Origin of the sequence: Streptomyces lacaronensis (assembly GCF_047337785.1) — a bacterium.
GTDB lineage: Bacteria > Actinomycetota > Actinomycetes > Streptomycetales > Streptomycetaceae > Streptomyces > Streptomyces lycopersici.
Window position 1 is genome coordinate 11,896,888 of record NZ_JBLHDK010000003.1, and the last position, 19,877, is coordinate 11,916,764.

Annotated in this window: 2 protein-coding genes (1 of these 2 running past the window's edge); both read left to right on the forward strand. The window is 74.7% G+C overall.

Annotation, left to right across the window (positions count from 1 at the left end; all coding sequences use genetic code 11):
• Entirely contained in the window at positions 1-16,989 is a 16,989-nt protein-coding gene (locus tag ACMTAK_RS51105) for an amino acid adenylation domain-containing protein (RefSeq protein ID WP_413812529.1), read from the forward strand.
• Positions 16,986-19,877, forward strand: the beginning of a protein-coding gene (locus ACMTAK_RS51110) for a non-ribosomal peptide synthase/polyketide synthase (RefSeq protein ID WP_413812530.1). It continues 19,491 nt past the right edge of the window; 2,892 of the gene's 22,383 nt are visible here — the first part of the coding sequence; the start codon lies at positions 16,986-16,988; the stop codon falls past the right edge of the window. The genes ACMTAK_RS51105 and ACMTAK_RS51110 overlap by 4 nt, the downstream gene beginning before the upstream one ends.

Consider the following 19,877-nt stretch of genomic DNA (forward strand, 5'->3'; position numbering starts at 1 on the left):
GTGTTTAGCGAGACCTCGGGGCGCGCCACGGATGAGCGCGAGGCGGCGGACGGCCGCGAGCGGCGGGAACTGCCGCTGACCGCCGCGCAGCTGGGCATCTGGCATGCCCAGCAGCTCGCCCCGCTCAGCACCGCTTACCAGGGCGGGGAGTACCTGGAGGTCGCACGCCCGGTGGACGCCGCGCGGCTGGAGGCAGCGGTCCGGCGGACGCTGGAGGAGGCCGAGACGCTGCGGGTGCGGGTGGTGGACGGACCCGACGGGCCCCGGCAGGTCGTCACGCCCGTGGGCGACTGGACGCTGCCGGTGGTGGATCTGTGCCGGGAGGCCGATCCTCGGGCCGTCGCCGAGCAGGCGATGTGGGAGCGGCTGCGTACCCCGCTCGACCTGGGCGGGGACCCGCTCTTCGGATGCGTGCTGTTCGCCCTGGCGCCGGATCGGTTCTTCTGGTTCCACCACTACCACCACCTGGTGGGCGACGGGTTCACGGTGGCCGCGGTGGCCCGGCGGGTCACGGAGCTGTACAACGCGGCGGGCACCGGGGGTGTGGCCGTGGGCACGCCGTTCCCCCCGCTGGCGGAGCTGGTCGAGGCGGACACCGCATACCGTGCGTCGGAGCAGTTCGAGGCCGACCGTGCGTTCTGGGCGCGGGAGCTCGCGGACGCACCGGCACCGGCGTCGCTCAGTGCCGGACCGCCCGCGCCGCCACGGGAGAAGGTGCGGCGCGGGATGACGCTGGACGCGCCCCAGCTGGACCGTCTGCGGGACGTGGCGCGCGAGGCCGCGCTGCCCTGGCCGATCGCGGTGCTCACGGCGGTCGCCGTCTATGTGCGGCGGATGTCCGGGACCAGCGAGGTCACCCTCGGTGTGCCGGTCGCGTCCCGGATCGGCCAAGCCCCGCAACGGACTCCGGGCATGATGTCCAATCTGCTGCCGCTGCGGCTCGATCTGGGTCCGGGCCTGACCGTCGGCGAGGCGCTGCGCCAGGTGTCCCGGCGGCTGCGCGCGATCCTGCGGCACCAGCGGTACCGCTACGAGGACCTCCGCCGCGAGCACGGCGGCCCCGACGGCCTCACGCCCCTGTTCGGCCCGCAGGTCAACATCATGTCCTTCGCTGCCGAACTGGCATTCGACGGCTGCCCCGTCACCGTTCACAACCTCTCCATCGGGCCCACCGACGACTTCTCGGTCGTCGTCTCCGTCCGCCCCGGCGGCGCCGGGCTGAGGATCGAACTGGACGGCAACGCGGACCGCTACGAGGAGGCCGATGTCGCCGCGCACCAGCAGCGGCTCGGGCACCTCCTGGAGCGGCTGGCCCGCGCCGATGTGGACACTCGGCTCGGCCGGCTGGACATCACGACGCCCGACGAGCGCGCCCGTGCGCTCGCCGAGGCCGCGCCCCGCCCCCGTACGACGTCTCCGCGGGCGCCTGCCACGCTGTCCGGGCTGTTCGCCCACCAGGCCCGGCGTACGCCCTACGCTCCGGCGCTGACCTGCGGCGACACCACGCTGACCTATGGCGAACTGAACGCCCGGGCCAATCAGCTGGCGCGCCGTCTGATCCATCGCGGTGCGGGCCCGGAGCGGCTGGTGGCCCTCGCGCTGCCCCGCTCGCTGGACCAGGTCGTCGCGATCCTGGCCGTGTTGAAGGCCGGCGCCGCGTATGTGCCGCTGGACCCCGCGGCCCCGGCCGACCGGCTGGCCCTCATCCTCGGCAACGCCCGTCCCGCGCTGCTGGTGACCGCCGCCGAGGTGGATGCCGCGGTCGGCACGCACACCGGGGACGCGGTGCCGCGGCTGGTCGTCGACGCGCCCGAGGTCCGTGCGGCCATGGCCCGGGAGCCCGCGACCGACCCGGCCGTGCCCGAGCTCCGGCCGGACTGCCCGGCGTATGTCATCTACACCTCGGGCTCGACCGGGCGGCCCAAGGGCGTCGTCGTCACCCACCGCAATGTCACCCGGCTGTTCACCGCGGCCGCCGAGCACCTCGCGTTCGGCCCGGAGGACGTGTGGACCATGTTCCACTCGTTCGCCTTCGACTTCTCCGTGTGGGAGGTGTGGGGTCCACTGCTGCACGGCGGGCGGCTGGTGGTCGTCCCGTTCGACGTCTCCCGTTCCCCCGAGGACTTCCTGGACCTGCTGGCCGAGCAGCGGGTGACGGTCCTGAACCAGACGCCGTCGGCCTTCTACCCGCTCATCCAGGCCGACCGGGAGCGGTCCGAACGCCACTTGGTCCTGCGCCACGTGGTGTTCGGCGGCGAGGCGCTCGACCTGGGGCGGCTCGAAGCCTGGTACGACCACCGCGCCGAGGACGCGCCCGTGCTCTCCAACATGTACGGAATCACCGAGACCACGGTCCATGTCACCCACCTCGGGCTCGACCGCGCCACGGCGTCCCGCGCGTCCGGCAGCCTCATCGGCGGCCCGCTCGGCGACCTTCGGGTGCTGGTGCTCGACCAGGCGCTGCAGCCGGTGCCCGAGGGCGCCGTGGGCGAGATGTATGTGACCGGTCCCGGCCTCGCCCGCGGTTACCTGGGCCGTCACGGGATGACCGCGAGCCGCTTCGTGGCCGCGCCCTTCGGCCGCCCGGGCGAGCGGATGTACCGCACCGGCGACCTCGCCCGGCGGCGCGCGGACGGCGCGCTCGAATACCTGGGCCGGGCCGACGATCAGGTGCAGATCCGCGGGTTCCGCGTCGAACCCGGTGAGGTCGCCGCCGTCCTCGCGGATCTGCCGGGGGTCGCGCAGGCGGCCGTGGTGCCCCGGACGGACCGGCCCGGACAGACCACGCTGGTGGCCTATGTGGTGCCCGCCTCCGGTGCGACGCCGGAGGTGTCGGCGCTGCGCGCGGGGGCCGTGGCGGCGCTGCCGGACTACATGGTCCCCGGCGCGTTCGTGACCTTGCCGACGCTTCCGCTGACCGTCAACGGCAAGGTCGACCGCGCCGCGCTGCCCGCCCCCGACCCGGGCGCCGAGGTGTCGGGGCGGCAGCCGCGCACCGAAGAGGAGACGGTGCTCTGCGACATCGTCGCCGAGCTGCTGAACCTGGAGCGGGTCGGCGTCGACGACGACTTCTTCACCCTGGGCGGCGACAGTATCGTCTCGATCCAGCTGGTCGGCGCGGCCCGCCGCGCGGGGCTGCGGTTCACCACGCGTGAGGTGTTCGGGTGCCGCACGGTCGAGGCGCTGGCCGCGGTGGCCGAACGTGGCGCGGCCCAGGGCGGTGACGGTGACGACGGCACCGGTGAGCTGCCCGCGACCCCGGTGATCCGCTGGCTCCAGGAGCGGGGCGGCGCCATCGACCGCTACCACCAGGTGATGACGTTCACCACCCCGCCCGGCGCGCGTCAGGAGGAGCTGACCGCGGCCCTGCAGGCGCTCCTGGACGGCCATGACGCGCTGCGCGCCCGGCTGCTGGACGACGGCGACGGCCCGTGGCGGCTGGCCGTCGCCCCGCCCGGCGCTGTGCGGGCCGCCGACCGCCTGCGGCGGGTGCCGCTCGCCGACGGCGACGCGCGGGCCGAGGCGACCGCGGCGGCGGTGCGCGCCGCGGTGGACCGGCTGGCCCCGCGCACCGGAACGATGCTGCGGGCGGTGTGGTGCGACGCGGGTCCCGACCGGCCCGGGCGGATGGTGCTGGCCATCCACCACCTGGTGATCGACGGCGTCTCCTGGCGCGTCCTGCTGCCCGATCTGGCGGCCGCCTTCACCGCGGTGCGCGAGGGCCGCGACCCGCGGCCCGCACCCGCGGCCACCTCGCTGCGCCGCTTCGCCGGGCTACTGGCCGAGCAGGCGGCGACCGGCGCCCGGGACGGGGAGGCGGCGTACTGGCGGGCGGTGCTGACCTCCGCCGAGGAGCCGACCCTGGGGGCCCGGCCGCTGGACCCGGCGGCCGATGTGGCCGGAGCGCGGCGGCAGATGACGGTCACGCTGCCCGCCGGCCCGGCCGAGTCCGTGCTGACCACCGTCCCGGCCGCGTTCCACACCGGGGCGCGTGAGGTGCTGCTGGCCGGGTTCGCCGCCGCGGTCGCCGACTGGCGGCGGGAGCACGGCGGCGCGGCGCCGGAGGTGCTGCTGGACCTGGAGGGCCATGGCCGCGACGCGGTGGTCGACGGGGCCGACCTGACCCGCACGGTGGGCTGGCTGACGGCCCTCTTCCCGGTCCGCCTGAGCCTGGGCGCCCTCGACTTCGACGAGTTCGCCGCGGGTGGCGCGGCCGCCGGGCAGGCCCTGCGGGAGGTCAAGGAGCGGCTGCGGGAGGTCCCGGACGGCGGCGTCGGCTACGGCGTACTGCGCTATCTGGCCCCGCCGGGAACCCTGCCGGACGACGGGGCCCGGCCGCAGATCCTCTTCAACTACCTGGGGCGGTTCGGTGCGGCCGACCCCGGGCGGCCCTGGACGCCGCTGCCGGGCCTGGAGGGGTTCGGCGGGGGCGACGACCCGGCGATGCCGGTCTCGCACGCCTTGCAGGTCGACGTGGTGGCCCAGGACGGGGCCGACGGGCCGGAGCTCACCGCGGTGCTGTCCTGGCCCGACGGCGTACTGGACGAGGCGGCGCTCGAGGCGCTGGCCCAGAGGTGGCGCCGGGCGCTGGACGGCCTGGCCGCCCATGCCGCCCGCCCCGGCAGCGGCGGCCTCACCCCCGCCGACGTCCCCCTGGCCGGGCTGACGCAGGACCAGCTGGACACGCTGGCGGCCGCGTCGGGGCCGCTCGCCGACGTGCTGCCGCTCGCCCCGCTCCAGCGGGGCCTGCTGTTCCACGCCGCCTACGACACCGAGCAGCCCGACGCGTACACCGTCGAGTTCCGCTTCGCGCTCGAGGGCACGGTCGACCCGGAGCGGCTGCGGCGGGCGGTGGAGGCCACGCTGCGCCGCCACCCCCAGCTGCGCGCGGGTTTCTGGGACGACGGGTCCGGGGCGCCGGTGCAGTTCGTGCCCCGGGCGCTCACGGTGCCCTGGCGCCGGATCGACCTGCGCCATCTGGACGAGGGGGCGCGCGCGGCGGAGCTGGAGCGGGTGTCGGCCGAGCAGCCGCGGTTCACCCCGGACCGGCCGCCGCTGTTCCAGTTCCTGCTGGCGCACACCGGCGAGGACCGGCACATCCTGGTCTTCCGCCATCACCACCTGCTGCTGGACGGCTGGTCGGTGCCGCTGCTGCTACGCGACGTCCGCACCGCGTACGCCGCGGAAGGGGCGGACGCCGGCCCGGCCACGCCCCCGGCCGTGCCGCCGTACCACCGATACCTCGACTGGCTGCGCGGCCAGGACCGGGAGGCGGCCGAGGCGGCGTGGCGGGCGGCGCTGGCGGACCTGCCGGGGCCGACCCGGCTCGCCCCGGCGGACGCCCCGCCCGCCGGCGGCGGCGTCGAGGAGCTGGCCGTGGACCTCGGCGCACCGCTCACCGCTGCCCTGGCGGCCACGGGCCGCCGCCACGGCCTCACCCTGGGCACCCTGGTACAGGGCGCGTGGGCCATCGTCCTCGGCGCCCTGACCGGGTCGCGGGACGTGGTCTTCGGCGGTACCGTCGCCGGGCGGCCCGCGGAGGTCGACGGCGTCGAGTCGATGGTGGGCCTGTTCATCAACACCCTCCCGGTGCGGGCGAGGTTCCGCCTGGACGAGCCGGTGCGCGCCCTGCTGGAGCGTCTGCAGCGGGAGCAGGCCGAGCAGACCGCCCATCAGCACCTGCCGCTGGCGGCGGTGCAGCGCCTGGGTGGGGTGGGCGAGCTGTTCGACACCCTGCTGGTGATCGAGAACTATCCGTTCCCGCCCGAGTCGCTGCGGGCGGCCGACGGCGCCTGGCAGGTGGCGGGCATCGACGGCCGCGACGACACCCACTACCCGCTGAGCATCGCGGTGATGACGGGCGACGCGCTGCGGCTGCGCCTGGGCCACCGCACCGATGTGTTCACCGCCGAGCAGGTGCGGGCCGTCGCGTCCTGCCTGCACCAGGTCCTGGCGCGCCTGGCCGACGACCTGGAGCAGCCGGTGGGCCGGGTGCGGCTGCTGGACCCCGCCACGCACCGTACCGTCCTCGGCTGGGGCCGGGGCGCGGCCGCCCCCGCCGCGGCCGGCACCGTCGGCGGACTACTGGAGGAGGCCGCGGCCCGCACCCCGGACCGTACGGCGCTGGTCGGCGAGGGCGGCACGCTGACGTACGCCCAGCTGGAGGAGCGGGCGAACCGGCTCGCCCGGCTCCTGGCCGCCCGGGGCGCCGGGCCCGAGCACACGGTCGGGCTGCTGCTGCCTCGCGGCGTGGACGCGATCGTCGCCCTGTTCGCGGTGCTGAAAGCGGGCGCCGCATACGTGCCCATCGACCCCGGGCTTCCGGCCGAGCGGATCCGCTTCGTGCTCGAGGACACCGCCCCGGTCGCGGTCGTGACCGCGACCGGACTGGCCCCGGCCCGCACCGGCGCGCCCCTGGTCGTCGTCGACGACCCACGGACCGCGGCCGAACTGGCCGCGCTGCCCGGACAGGCCCTGGCCGACGAGGAGCGCCGCGGCGCGGTGCGGCCGGAGAACCTGGCGTACCTCATCCACACCTCCGGCTCCACCGGTGTGCCCAAGGGCGTGGGAGTCGAACACCGCAACCTGGTGAGCCTGTTCGCGGCCCACCGGCGCGACCTGATCGAGCCGGCGGTGGCGGCCGCGGGGGGACGCCGCTTCCGGGCCGCGATGACCGCGTCGCTGTCGTTCGACACCTCCTTCGACGGGGTGCTGTGGATGCTCGCGGGCCATGAACTCCACGTGGTGGACGACGACACGCGCCGCGATCCACTGGCCCTGGTGGCGTATGTCGCCGAGCATCGCGTCGACTTCCTCGACATCACCCCCTCCTACGCCGCGCGGCTGCTGGACGCGGGCCTGCTGGAGGCCGATGCGGCGCCCGCGGTGCTGATGCTCGGCGGCGAGGCGCTCGGTCCGGGCCTGTGGGGCCGGCTGCGCGCGGCGGCCCCGGCGACCGCCGCGCACAACTTCTACGGTCCCACCGAGTTCACGATCGACGCCCTGTCGGCTCCGCTGGCCTCCGCGGAACACCCCGTGGTCGGACGGCCGCTGCGCGGTGGACGGGCGTACCTCCTGGACGGCGCGCTGCGGCCGGTGCCCCCGGGCGCCCCCGGGGAGCTGTATCTGTCCGGGCCGCAGCTGGCGCGCGGCTATGCCGGGCGGCCGGCGCTGACAGCGGATCGGTTCGTCGCCGACCCGTTCGTCCCCGGCGGCCGGATGTACCGGACCGGCGATGTGGTGCGCTGGTCGGCCGAGGGGCAGATCGAGTTCCTCGGCCGCGCGGACGAACAGGTCAAGGTCCGCGGGCACCGCATCGAGCTCGGTGAGATCGAGGCGGCGCTCACCGGTCACCCCGCGGTGGCCCGGGCGGCCGTGGTGACCCGCACCGACACCCCGGGGGTGACCCGGCTGGTGGCGTACGCCGTCGCCGCCGCGGGCCCCTGCGACCCGGCGGAGCTGCGCGACCATCTCGCCCGGGCACTTCCGGAGTACATGGTCCCGGCCGCGGTGGTACCGATGGCCGAGCTGCCGCTGACCGCGAACGGCAAACTGGACACCGGCGCCCTGCCGGCGCCCGACTTTGCCGCCGTGGCCCTCTCGCGGCCCGCGGCCACTCCGGCCGAGCACACGCTGTGCGCACTGTTCGCCGAGGTACTGGGGTTGCCCGCGGTCGGTGCCGATGACGACTTCTTCGCCCTCGGCGGCGACAGCATCATCTCCATCCAGCTGGTCAGCCGTGCCCGCCGGGCGGGGCTGGGCCTGAGTCCGCGTGATGTCTTCACCCGCCGCACCGTGGCGGCCCTCGCGGCCGCGGCCACACCGGTGACCCAGGACGAGACGGTCGCCACCCGTGACCCGTCGGCCCCGGGTGAGCTGCCGCTCACCCCGATCGTCGCGGCGCAGCGCGAACTCGGCGGCCCCAACGACGGCTTCCACCAGGCGTTCGTGGTGGCGGTGCCCGCGGGCGCCGGCGCGGACACGCTCAGGGAGGTCCTGCAGGACCTGGTCGACCACCACGACGCGCTGCGGTTGCGGCTGGACGTCGGGGACGGCGACTGGCGGCTGACCGTGCGCGAACCCGGTCAGGTGTCCGCCGCTCCATCGCTGACCACAGTCGAGGTCACGGCGGCCGGGGCGGACGGCGGCCCCGACGCGTACGAGGACGCCTTCGCCGCCGCGCTGGACGCGGCACTCCCCGGAGCGCGGGCCCGGCTGAACCCGGCGGCCGGCACCCTCCTGGACGCCGTGTGGTTCGATCCCGGCCCCGAGCGTGCCGGGCGGCTGCTGCTGAGCGTCCACCACCTGGCCGTCGACGGCGTGTCCTGGCGGATCCTGCTGGAGGATCTGGCCCTGGCCTGGCAGGCGCGGGCCGCCGGCCGGCGGGCCCAGCTGCCGCCGGCCGGCACCTCGCTGCGGACCTGGGCCACCGGGTTGGCCGCGCTGGCGCGCACTCCGGAGGTGGCGCGGGAGCTGGAGGTGTGGACGGGGCTGCTGCGCACCCCGGACCTGCCGGTGGCCGACCGCCCGCTGGACCCGGCCCGGGACGTGGCCGCCACGGCCCGCACATTGACCGTGACCGTAACCGCCGCGCACACCGCGCCGCTGCTCACCACGCTGCCCACCGCCTTCGCCACCGGGGTGAACGAGGTGCTGCTGGCCGGGTTCGCGGTCGCGGTCGCCGACTGGCGGCGCCGCCGGGGCCTGCACCCGGACGGTCCGCTGGTGGACGTGGAGAGCCACGGCCGGCACGACCTGCTGGAGGGCGCCGATCTGTCCCGTACGGTCGGCTGGTTCACCGAGCAACACCCGGTGCGGCTCGACCCCGGCCCGCTGGACTGGGCGGACGTCGCGGCCGGCGGCCCCTCCCTCGGCCAGGCGGTCAAGCGGATCAAGGAGCAGATCCGGGCCGTCCCCGGCGACGGCGCCGGATACGGCCTGCTGCGGTACCTCAATCCGCGCACCGCCGCGACGCTGGCCGAGCTGCCGCGCGCCGCGTGGGGCTTCAACTATCTGGGCCGGTTCACCGCCGGGCGGACGGAGGAGGACTGGGCGCCGATCGGCGCGGCCGGGCCGCTCGGCGGGGCCGACCCGGGGATGCCGCTGGAGCACGCCGTCGACCTCACCCTGGTCACCCAGGACCAGCCGGAGGGCCCCACACTGGTGGCCACCTGGACCTGGGCGGGCGAGCTGCTGTCCGAAGCGGATGTACGGGAGCTGTCGCAGGCGTGGCTGCGGTCGGTGGAGGCGCTGGCCGCGTACGCCGCCCGGCCCGGCGCGGGCGGCCGCACCCCGTCCGACTTCCCGCTGGTGTCGCTGTCCCTGCACGAGGTGGAGCGGCTGGAGGCCGCCCAGCCCGCGCTGGTGGACGTGGTGCCGCTCGCCCCGCTGCAGCAGGGCCTGATGTTCCAGAGTCAGCTGAGCGAGGGCCAGGTCGACCTGTACACCTCGCTGCTCACCCTGGAGGTGCGGGGCCCGCTGGACACCGCGCGGCTGCGCGCCGCGTGGGACGAGCTGCTCCGCCGCCATCCGCTGTTGCGCACCGAGTTCCGGCAGGACGGTCTGCGTGAGACCGTCGGCGTGGTCGTGGACGCGGTCCAGCTGCCGTGGGCGGAGGTGGATCTGTCCGGTTGCGCGCCGGAGGTACGCGAGAGCCGGCTGGCGCGGCTGGTGGAGCGGGAACGCGGGCACCGCTTCGACCTGGGCAGCGCACCGCTGCTGCGCTTCACGGTCGTGACCCTGGGCCCCGACCGTTGCGCGCTGCTGTTCACCAACCACCACATGCTGGTGGACGGCTGGTCGATGCCGATGCTGTTCGCCGAGCTGTTCGCGCTGTACGGCGGTGGCGGCGCCGCGCGGCCGCCGTTCGCCTACCGGGACTATCTGGCCTGGCTGGGCCGACAGGACCGGGCGGCGGCCGAGCGCGCCTGGAGCGAGGAACTGGCCGGTCTGGGGGACGCCACGTTGCTGGCGCCGGGGGAGCGGTCCGGCGCGGTCGTGGTCCCGGAGCGGCTCACCGCCGAGCTGTCGGAGGAGACGACGGCCGCACTGACGGCCACCGCCCGCACATTCGGCCTGACCCTCAACACGGTGGTGCAGTCGGCGCTCGCCGTGCTGATCGCACGGGCCACCGGACAGAGCGACGTGGTGTTCGGCACGACCGTCTCCGGCCGCCCGGCGCAGCTGCCCGGTGTGGAGGACATGCTGGGCATGTTCATCAACACCATCCCGGTGCGGGCGGCGGTGCGCCCCGAGCAGACCCTGGTGGAGACGGCCAAGCTGCTCCAGGAGCGGCAGGTGCGGCTGCTGGACCACCATCACCTGGGGCTGGCCGACATCCAGCGGACCGTGGGGCGGCGCGAACTGTTCGACACCGTCATCTCGTTCCAGAACTTCCCGCTGCAGCAGGCGCTGCCCGACCTCGGCGCGGCCGGTCTGGAGGTGACGTCCGCGGAGAGCACGGACGCCAGCCACTACCCGTTCGTCTTCCACGCCTTCCCCGGAGAGCGGCTGGAACTGCGCATCACCTACCAGCCCGATGTGCTGGATACCACGGGCGCCCGGGCCATGCTGGACCGGCTGGCCCGTGCGGTGTCCGCGTTCGCCACCCGGCCGGAGGCCCGGGTGGGGCGGCTGGACCTGCTCGCCGACGGCGAGCGCCAGGCGCTGCTGTCGGCCGGCAGCGGCCCGGCCGAGCCGGTGGTGGACGGCCATCTGGCCACGCTGTTCGAGCGGGTGGCCGCCCGCGCGCCCCAGGCGTGCGCGGTCCGCTGGGAGAGCCAGGAGCTGAGCTATGACGAGCTGAACCGGCACGCCAATCGGCTCGCCCGGCGCCTGGTGGCGATGGGCGCCGGGCCCGAGCGGTTCGTGGCGGTGGCCCTGCCCCGGTCCGTCGCCTGGATCACCGCGGTGCTGGCGGTGGCGAAGGCCGGGGCCGCGTATCTGCCGGTCGACACCGACTACCCGCACGAGCGCATCGCGTTCATGCTCGACGACGCGCGGCCGGTGCTCGTCATCACCGCCGACGCCGTCCAGGACCCGCTGCCGCCCGCCGATGTGCTGCCGCGGCTGTGCCTGGACGACCCGGCGGTCGCGGACGCGCTCGCCGCGGCGTCCGACACCGACCTAGGCGACGCCGACCGGGCCGGCGCCCCGGTCACCGCCAACGCCGCCTACATGATTTACACCTCCGGGTCGACCGGTCGCCCCAAGGGCGTCGTCGTCACCCACGCCGCGCTGGCCGCACTCGCCGATCTGCACACCCGCCGGCTCGGCGCGGGCCCCGGCAGCCGGGTGCTGCAGTTCGCGTCGCCGAGCTTCGACGCCTCGGTGTGGGAGGTGTGCATGGCGCTGCTGACGGGCGCCACCCTGGTGCTCGCCCCCAAGCACCGACTGCTGCCGGGACCCGCGCTCGCCGAACTGATCGCCGAGCACCGGGTCACCCACGCCACCATCCCGCCGACCCCGCTCGGGGCGGTGGGCGAGGAGGAACTGCCCAGCCTGACCGACCTGGTGGTGGCGGGCGAGGCCACCGGCGCCGACCTCGTCGCCCGCTGGGCCCCCGGCCGCACCATGATCAACGCGTACGGGCCCACGGAGACCACGGTCTGCGCGACCGTCAGCGGCCCGCTGACCGGCGGCCGCCCCTCCATCGGCCGCCCCGTACCGCACGCCCGGGTGCGGGTCCTGGACACCACGCTGGCCCCGGCCCCGGTCGGTGTCACCGGCGAGCTGTACATCGCGGGCCTGCCACTGGCCCGTGGGTACCGGGGCCGTCCGGACCTGACCGCCGACCGGTTCGTCGCCGACCCCTTCGGTCCGCCCGGAGCGCGCATGTACCGCACCGGCGACCTGGTGCGCTGGCGGTCCGACGGCGAACTGGACTTCCTCGGCCGGGCCGACCACCAGGTGAAGCTGCGCGGCTTCCGGATCGAACCCGCCGAGATCGAGGCCGTCCTGTCGGGAGCGCCGGGCGTGGCCGAGGCCGTCGTGCTGGTACGGGAGGACCAGCCGGGCGAACCGCGCCTGGTCGCCTATCTGCTGGCCGAGGACGACACCGGCCTCGACCTGGACGTGGTCGCGGCCACCGCCGCCGCGGCGCTTCCGGATCACATGGTGCCGCGGGTGTTCGTACCGATGACCGCGTGGCCGCGGACGCCCAACGACAAGCTGGACCGGGCCGCGCTCCCCGCACCACAGGCCCCGGCCGCGGCCGGCCGGCCCGCGCGCACCGTGCTGGAGCAGGTGCTGAGCACCCTCTTCGCCGAGGTGCTCGGACTGCCCGCGGTCGGCGTGGACGACGACTTCTTCCACCTCGGTGGGCACTCCCTGCTCGCCAGCCGGCTGGCCGGCCGCATCCGTTCCACGCTCGGGGCCGAGCTGCCGGTGCGGGCCCTGTTCGACAGCCCGACGGTCGCCGGGGTCGCGGCCTGGTTCGGCCGGGAGACGGCGGCGCTGCGGCCCGCGATGCGCCGGATGCCCCGCCCGGAGGTGCTGCCACTGTCCCACGCCCAGCGACGGCTGTGGTTCATCGACCGGTACGAGGGCGGCAGCGCCACGTACAACATGCCGATCGCGATGCGGCTCCACGGTCCGCTGGACCCCGGTGCGCTGCGCGCGGCGGTGGCCGATGTCATGGCCCGCCACGAGGCGCTGCGCACCGTCTTCCCCGAAGAGGCCGGCATCCCCCGCAGCTGCGTCCTGGACCCCGAGGGGCTGCGGATCGACCTGCCGGTGACCGCGGTGGCCGCCGACGGGGTCGCCGAGGCGCTGACCGGGGCGGCCCGCCGCCCCTTCGACCTGGCGGTGGACCCGCCGCTGCGCGTGGAGCTGCTGCGTCTGGACGCCCGGACGCATGTGCTGCTGGTGGTGGTGCACCACATCGCCGGTGACGGCTGGTCGATGGGCCCGCTGTGCCGGGACATCAGCACCGCCTACACGGCCCGGCTGCACGGCGAGGCCCCGGACTGGGAACCGCTTCCGATCCAGTACGGCGACTACACCCTGTGGCAGAACGAGCTGCTGGCCGAGGAGGCCGGGCCGGACAGCCCGTTCGCCCGCCAACTGCGGTTCTGGACCGAGGCCCTGGAGGGCGCGCCCGAGCAGCTGGCCCTGCCCACCGACCGCCCGCGCCCGGCCATGCCCAGCTACCGCGGCGACGATGTGGTCTTCCAGGTGGACGCCGAGACGCACACCGGGCTCACCGAGCTCGCCCGCCAGTGCGGGGTCACGGTATTCATGGTGCTCCAGGCCGGGCTCGCGGCGCTGCTGACCCGGCTCGGGGCGGGGACGGACCTCCCGCTGGGCAGCCCCATCGCGGGCCGTACCGACGAGGCGGTGCGGGACCTGGTCGGATTCTTCGTCAACACCCTGGTGCTGCGCACCGACACCTCGGGCAACCCCGGCTTCCGGGAGCTGCTGGACCGGGTGCGACGGACCGACCTGGCCGCCTACGCGCACCAGGACATGCCGTTCGAGCGGCTGGTGGACGCTCTCAAGCCCGAGCGCGATCCCTCCCGCAACCCGTTGTTCCAGGTCGCCTTCGGGCTGCAGAACGACGCCACACCCGTGGTGGACCTGCCCGAGGTACGGGGCGAGGAGGAATTCGTGGGCATGAAGGTCGCCCGCTTCGACCTCATGTTCGGCTTCACCGAGACACATGACTCCGACGGTTCGCCCGCCGGCCTGAACGGGTCCGTGGAGTACGCCACCGACCTGTTCGACGCGGAGACCGTCGAAGGCTTCGTACGACGGCTGATCCGGCTGCTGCGCAGTGCGATCCAGGAACCGGACCGCGGCTTGGACACGCTCGCGATCATGGACGAGGACGAGCGCCGCCGCATGCTGGTCGACTGGAACGACACCGCACGCCCCGCCCCCACCGGCACCCTGGTCAGCCGCTTCGAGGAGCAGGCGGCCCGCACTCCGGCGGCCCCCGCGCTGCTCGGCGGCGACCGCACGCTGGACTACGCCACGCTCGACCAGGAGGCCAACCGGCTCGCCCGGCTGCTGGTGGAGCGCGGCGTCGGCCCCGAGACGCTGGTGGCGATCGCGATTCCGGCGTCGGTCGAGCAGCTGGTCGCGGTGTTCGCGGTGCTCAAGGCGGGCGCGGGTTATGTGCCGCTCGATCCGCGCCACCCCGTCGAGCGCGTCCGGTTCATGCTCGACGACGCCCGGCCCACGCTGCTGCTCTGCACTGGGCAAGGGGCCTCCCAGCTGCCCGCGGACGATGCCCGGCCCCGGCTGTACCTCGACGCGCCCGCTACCCGGGCGGAGCTCGCGGCGCGTCCCGGCCATGCCCTCGACGACACGGAGCGGCGCCGTCCGCTGCACCGGAGCAACGTCGCGTACGTCATCTACACGTCGGGCTCGACCGGTCGCCCCAAGGGCGTGGCCGTGGCCCACGCCTCCGTCCTGCAATACCTGGACTGGGCCCTGGACATCTATCCGGGCCTGCGCGGCACCGCGCTGCTGCACTCGCCGATCTCCTTCGACCTGACGGTGACCGCGCTGTTCGGGCCGCTGCTCTCCGGTGGCCGGCTGCACGTGGCCGGGATGGAGGAGGACCGGCAGACCGTCGAGGCGCTTGACGCCGCCCCGCTGTCGTTCCTGAAGGTGACGCCCACACATCTGCGGCTGCTCGACGCGCTGCCGCCGGAATTCTCCCCCGTCGACGATCTGGTGATCGGCGGCGAGGCGCTGACCGACGCCGCACTCGCCAACTGGCGCGCCCGCAACCCGCGGGCCACCGTGCACAACGAGTACGGCCCCACCGAGACCACGGTCGGCTGCAGCGTCCACCGGATCGCGCCGGGTGACGAGGTGCGCCCCGGCGTCGTGACCCTCGGCGGCCCCGCGTGGAACACCCGGATGTATGTGCTGGACTCGCGGCTGCGGCCGGTTCCGGTGGGCGTCCCCGGCGAGCTGTACATCGCGGGCGGGCTGCTGGCCCGCGGCTATCTGCACCGGGCGCCCCTGACGGCCGAGCGGTTCGTCGCCGACCCGTTCGGCACCCCGGGTGAGCGGATGTACCGCACCGGCGACCTGGTGCGCTGGCTCCCCGACGGCCGGCAGGAGTTCGTCGGCCGGGCCGACAACCAGGTCAAGGTGCGCGGCTACCGCATCGAGACCGACGAGATCGAGCGCACCCTGCGGGACCACCCCGAGGTGGACGAGGCCGTGGTGACGGTGCGGGAGGACCGCCCGGGGGATCCGCAGCTGGTGGCGTACGTGGTGCCGGGTGCGGACGGCGCACAGGCGAAGAGCGGGTCCGCCGAGGAGCAGATCGACCAGTGGCAGCAGGTGTACGCGCAGATGTACGGCGTGGAGCGGCCGGAGGAGTTCGGTGAGGACTTCAGCGGCTGGGCCAGCAGTTACACCGGCGAGGACATTCCGGTGGGGGAGATGCGGGAGTGGCGGGACGCCACTGTGGAGCGGATCCGGGCCCTGCGGCCGCGCCGGGTGCTGGAGATCGGTGTCGGCAGTGGTCTGCTGCTGGCCAAGCTGGCCGGTGACTGCGAGGCGTACTGGGGTCTGGACTTCTCCGCCGAGGCCATCGGCGTGCTGCGCGAGCAGGTCGCCGCCCGGCCGGAACTCCTCGGGCGCGTCGAGCTGAGGCTGCGTGCCGCGCATGAGCTGGAGGGGCTGCCCACCGGGTTCTTCGACACCGTGGTCATCAACTCCGTCGCCCAGTACTTCCCCAGCGCGGCGTATCTGACGGACCTGTTGGAGTCGCTGTCCGGTCTCGTCGTGCCCGGTGGTGCGGTCTTCCTGGGTGACCAGCGCAATCTGCGCACCCAGCGCGCCTTCCAGACCGCGATCCGGCTGCGGCAGCACGTGGAGCATCAGGACCGGGCCGCGGTGTCCCGGGCGGTCGAGCAGGCGATCATGATGGAGAGGGAACTTCTGGTCGACCCCGAGTACTTCGCCGCCGTCGCCCGTGAGATCCCCGCGTACACGGCCGTGGATGTCCGGATCAAGCGCGGTACGGGTGGCAACGAGCTGACCCGTCACCGCTTCGATGTGGTGTTGCGCACCGGTCCGGTGGACGCACGCGGCCTCGGCGGGATCAGCCGGCTGCGTTATGGCGTGGACCTGACCGGTCTGACCGGTCTCGAAGACCATCTGGCCGAGTACGGCGGTGAGCCGGTCCGGGTCACCGGTATCCCCGATGCCCGGCTGGCCGGAGAACAGGCCGCCCTGCAGGCCCTGACCGAGGGGCGCCAGGTCGCCGAAGCCCTGGAGGTCCTCAGCCGTCCGGAGGAGCCGGGGATCGATCCGGAAGCTCTTCATGCCCTGGCCGACCGTCTCGGGCTGCCGGTGCAGGTCACCTATGCCTCCGGTGCCCCGGGCCGGCTCGACGCCGTCTTCGGCGCCGGCGGACCCGCCCTGACCGATGTGTACGTCCCCACCGCCCGTCTGGAGCCCGGCGCACACGTCAACAACCCCCTCGGCTCCCGCAGGCTGGGCACCCTCGTGGCCGACCTGCGCGCCCACGCCGAGCGGCAGCTGCCCGCCTACATGGTGCCCGCCGCGTTCGTCCCGCTCGACGAACTGCCCATGACGGTGAACGGCAAGCTCGACCGGCGGGCGTTGCCCGCGCCGGAGTTCAGCGTCAGTTCCACTCCGCGGGCGCCGCGCACCGAGCGGGAGGCCCTGGTCTGCGCGGTGATGGCCGAGGTCCTGGCCCTGTCCACGGTCGGCACCGAGGACAGCTTCTTCGACCTGGGCGGCGACAGCATCATCTCGATCCAGCTCGTCAGCCGTCTGCGGGCCGCCGGTGTGGTCCTTACGGCCCGTGATGTGTTCCGGCACAAGACGGCGGCGGCCATGGCGGCCGTCGCCGACACACCCACCGACACCACACCGGCGGGGGCACAGGCGCCGAGCGCGCCACCGCCGCCCGACGACGGGACGGTCGACCGGTCCCTGGTGTCGCTCTCGGACGACGAACTCTCACTCCTCGAATCTGACTGGAGGTTGCCGGAATGAGCACATCGGCAGTCGAAGCGATCCTGCCGCTCACCCCGTTGCAGGAGGGGCTGCTCTTCCACAGCCTGTACGACGACCGCAGCGTGGACCTGTACACCTCGCAGCTGAGCGTCGAGCTGGAGGGCCGGCTGGACGCCGACGCCCTCCGGGCGGCCGCGGCCACCGTGCTGCGCCGCCACGCCAACCTCCGGACGTCCTTCCAGCACCGCAGCTCCGCCCAGCCGGTGCAGCTGGTGATCCGGGAGGTGCCGGTCCCCTGGACCGAGCACGACCTCAGCGGGCTGACCGACGAGGAGCGCGCGGCCGAGGTGGCGCGGCTGACGGAGGAGGACCGCTCCCGCCGGTTCGACCTCGCGCGCCCGCCGCTGCTGCGGTTCACCCTGATCCGGCTGGGTGCCGAGCGCTGCCGGCTGCTCTTCACCCACCACCACATCCTGCTGGACGGCTGGTCCATCCCGCTGCTGTTGAGCGAGTTGTTCGCGCTGTACGCGCGTGGCGGCACCAATGACAGCAAACTGCCGCCGGTCCCGCCGTTCCGCGACTTCCTCGTCTGGCTGGCCGGGCAGGACCGGCCCGCGGCCGAACAGGCGTGGGCCGAGGCGCTCGACGGCCTCGCCGAGCCGATGGTGGTGCGGCCGGTGGCGCCGGACCGCATGGCGGTACTGCCCGAGCGGGCCACCCTCGACCTGAGCCGTTCGCTGACCACCGCGCTCACCGCGCTGGCCAGGCGCCACTCGCTCACCCTCAACACGGTCGTCCAGGGCGTGTGGGCGCTGCTGTTGAGCCAGCTCACCGGGCGCCGTGACGTGGTCTTCGGCACCACCGTGTCCGGCCGCCCTCCGGAGCTGCCGGGTGTGGAGAACATGGTCGGCCTGTTCCTCAACACCCTGCCGGTGCGGGTGCGCGTCGATCCCGGCGAGTCCTTCCTGGACCTGCTGGTACGGGTCCAGGCCGAGCAGACGGAGCTGCTGCCGCACCAGCACCTGGGGCTCGCCGCGATCCAGCGGCTGGCGGGCGGGGCCGAGTTGTTCGACACCATGACGGTGTTCGAGAGCTTCCCCGTCGACCACAACGCCGAGAACCTGCCCGGCACCGGGTTGCGCGTCCTGGATTCCGAGGGCACCGACTACAGCCACTATCCGATCGCGCTCATGGTGCTGCCCGGGGAGCGGCTGCACCTGCGGCTGAGCTACCAGCCCGACCTGTTCGGCGCCGGGGAGACCGCGGCCCTGCTGGACCGGGCGCGGCGGCTGCTGGAGACCCTCGTGGCCGAGCCGGAGCGGCTGGTCGGGCGTCTCGACCTGCTGGGGGCGGCCGAGCGGCAGCGGCTGCTGGTGCGGTTCAACGACACCGGCCGGCCCGTCGAACCGGCCACCCTCGCCCAGCTCTTCGAGGCCCAGGCCGCCCGGGCACCGGAGGCCGTCGCCGTCGAGTACGAGTCGACCACCCTCACCTACGGGGAGCTGGACGCGCGGGCCAATCAGCTGGCCCGCCGGCTGGCCGCCCGTGGCATCGGGCCGGAGCGGGTCGTGGCGCTGGCGCTGCCGCGCGGTATCGAGTTCGTGCTGTCGGTGCTCGCGGTGGCCAAGGCCGGGGCCGCGTACCTGCCGGTGGACCTGCGCTACCCGCGCGAGCGCATCGCCTTCCTCCTGGACGACGCGCGGCCCGCGGCGGTGCTCACCACCACCGGCGCCGCCCGGATGCTGCCCGCCACCGGTGCCGCCGAGGTGCTGCCGCTGGACGACCCGGGGCTGGGCGCCGCGCTGGCGGACACCGCGCGCACCCCGCTGACCGGCCGGGAGCGCACGGCTCCTCCGCACCCGCTGCACCCCGCCTACGTCATCTACACCTCCGGCTCCACCGGGCGCCCCAAGGGCGTCGTGGTGAGCCATCTGGGTCTGGCCAACGCCGTCGCGGTACAGCGCCGTAAGCACCGGGTGGGGCCGGGCGACCGGGTACTGCAGTTCGTCTCCCCGAGCTTCGACGCCTCGTTCTGGGAGCTGTCCAAGGCGCTCTTCACCGGCGCCACCCTGGTGTGCGCGCCCGAGGAGCGCCTCACGCCGGGCCCCGACCTGGCCACGCTGCTCGACGAGCGGCGGATCACCCATCTGATGATCCCGCCATCGCCACTGTCGATGATGCCGGCCGACAGCCTCGGCACGGTGCGCGGGCTGATGGTGGGCGGCGAGGCGTGCTCGGCCGAGCTGGTCTCCGCCTGGGCCCCCGGGCGTCATATGGTCAACGCGTACGGGCCGACCGAGGCCACGGTCGCCGCCACCATGACCGACGGGCTCACCCCGGACGGCGCCGCGCCGTCCATCGGCACACCGCTGGACAACGTGCGTGCCTATGTGCTGGACCAGGCGCTGCGGCCGGTGCCGGTGGGCGCGGTGGGCGAGCTGTATCTGAGCGGGGTGGGGCTCGCCCGGGGCTATCTGGGGCGGGCGGCGCTGACCGCGGAGCGGTTCGTGGCCGCCCCGTTCGGCGCGCCCGGGGAGCGCATGTACCGTACCGGCGACCTGGTGGCCTGGACCGACGCCGGGGTGCTGACCTTCGCCGGGCGGGCCGACGACCAGGTCAAGATCCGTGGCTTCCGCATCGAGACCGGTGAGATCGAGTCCGCGCTGCGCGGCCACGCCGCGGTGCGGCAGGCCGTCGTCACCGTCCGCGAGGACCGCCCCGGCGACCGCCGCCTGGTGGCGTACGTGGTGCTGGAGGGAGCCGGCGCGGACGAGGTGCGCGAGCACATCGCGGAGCGGCTGCCCGGCTACATGGTGCCCGCCGCCTTCGTCGTCCTCGACGAGCTTCCGCTGACCCGCAACGGCAAGGTGGCCAAGGCCGCGCTGCCGGCACCGGCGGCGCAGGGCGCCCGGCGCGCGCCCTCGACG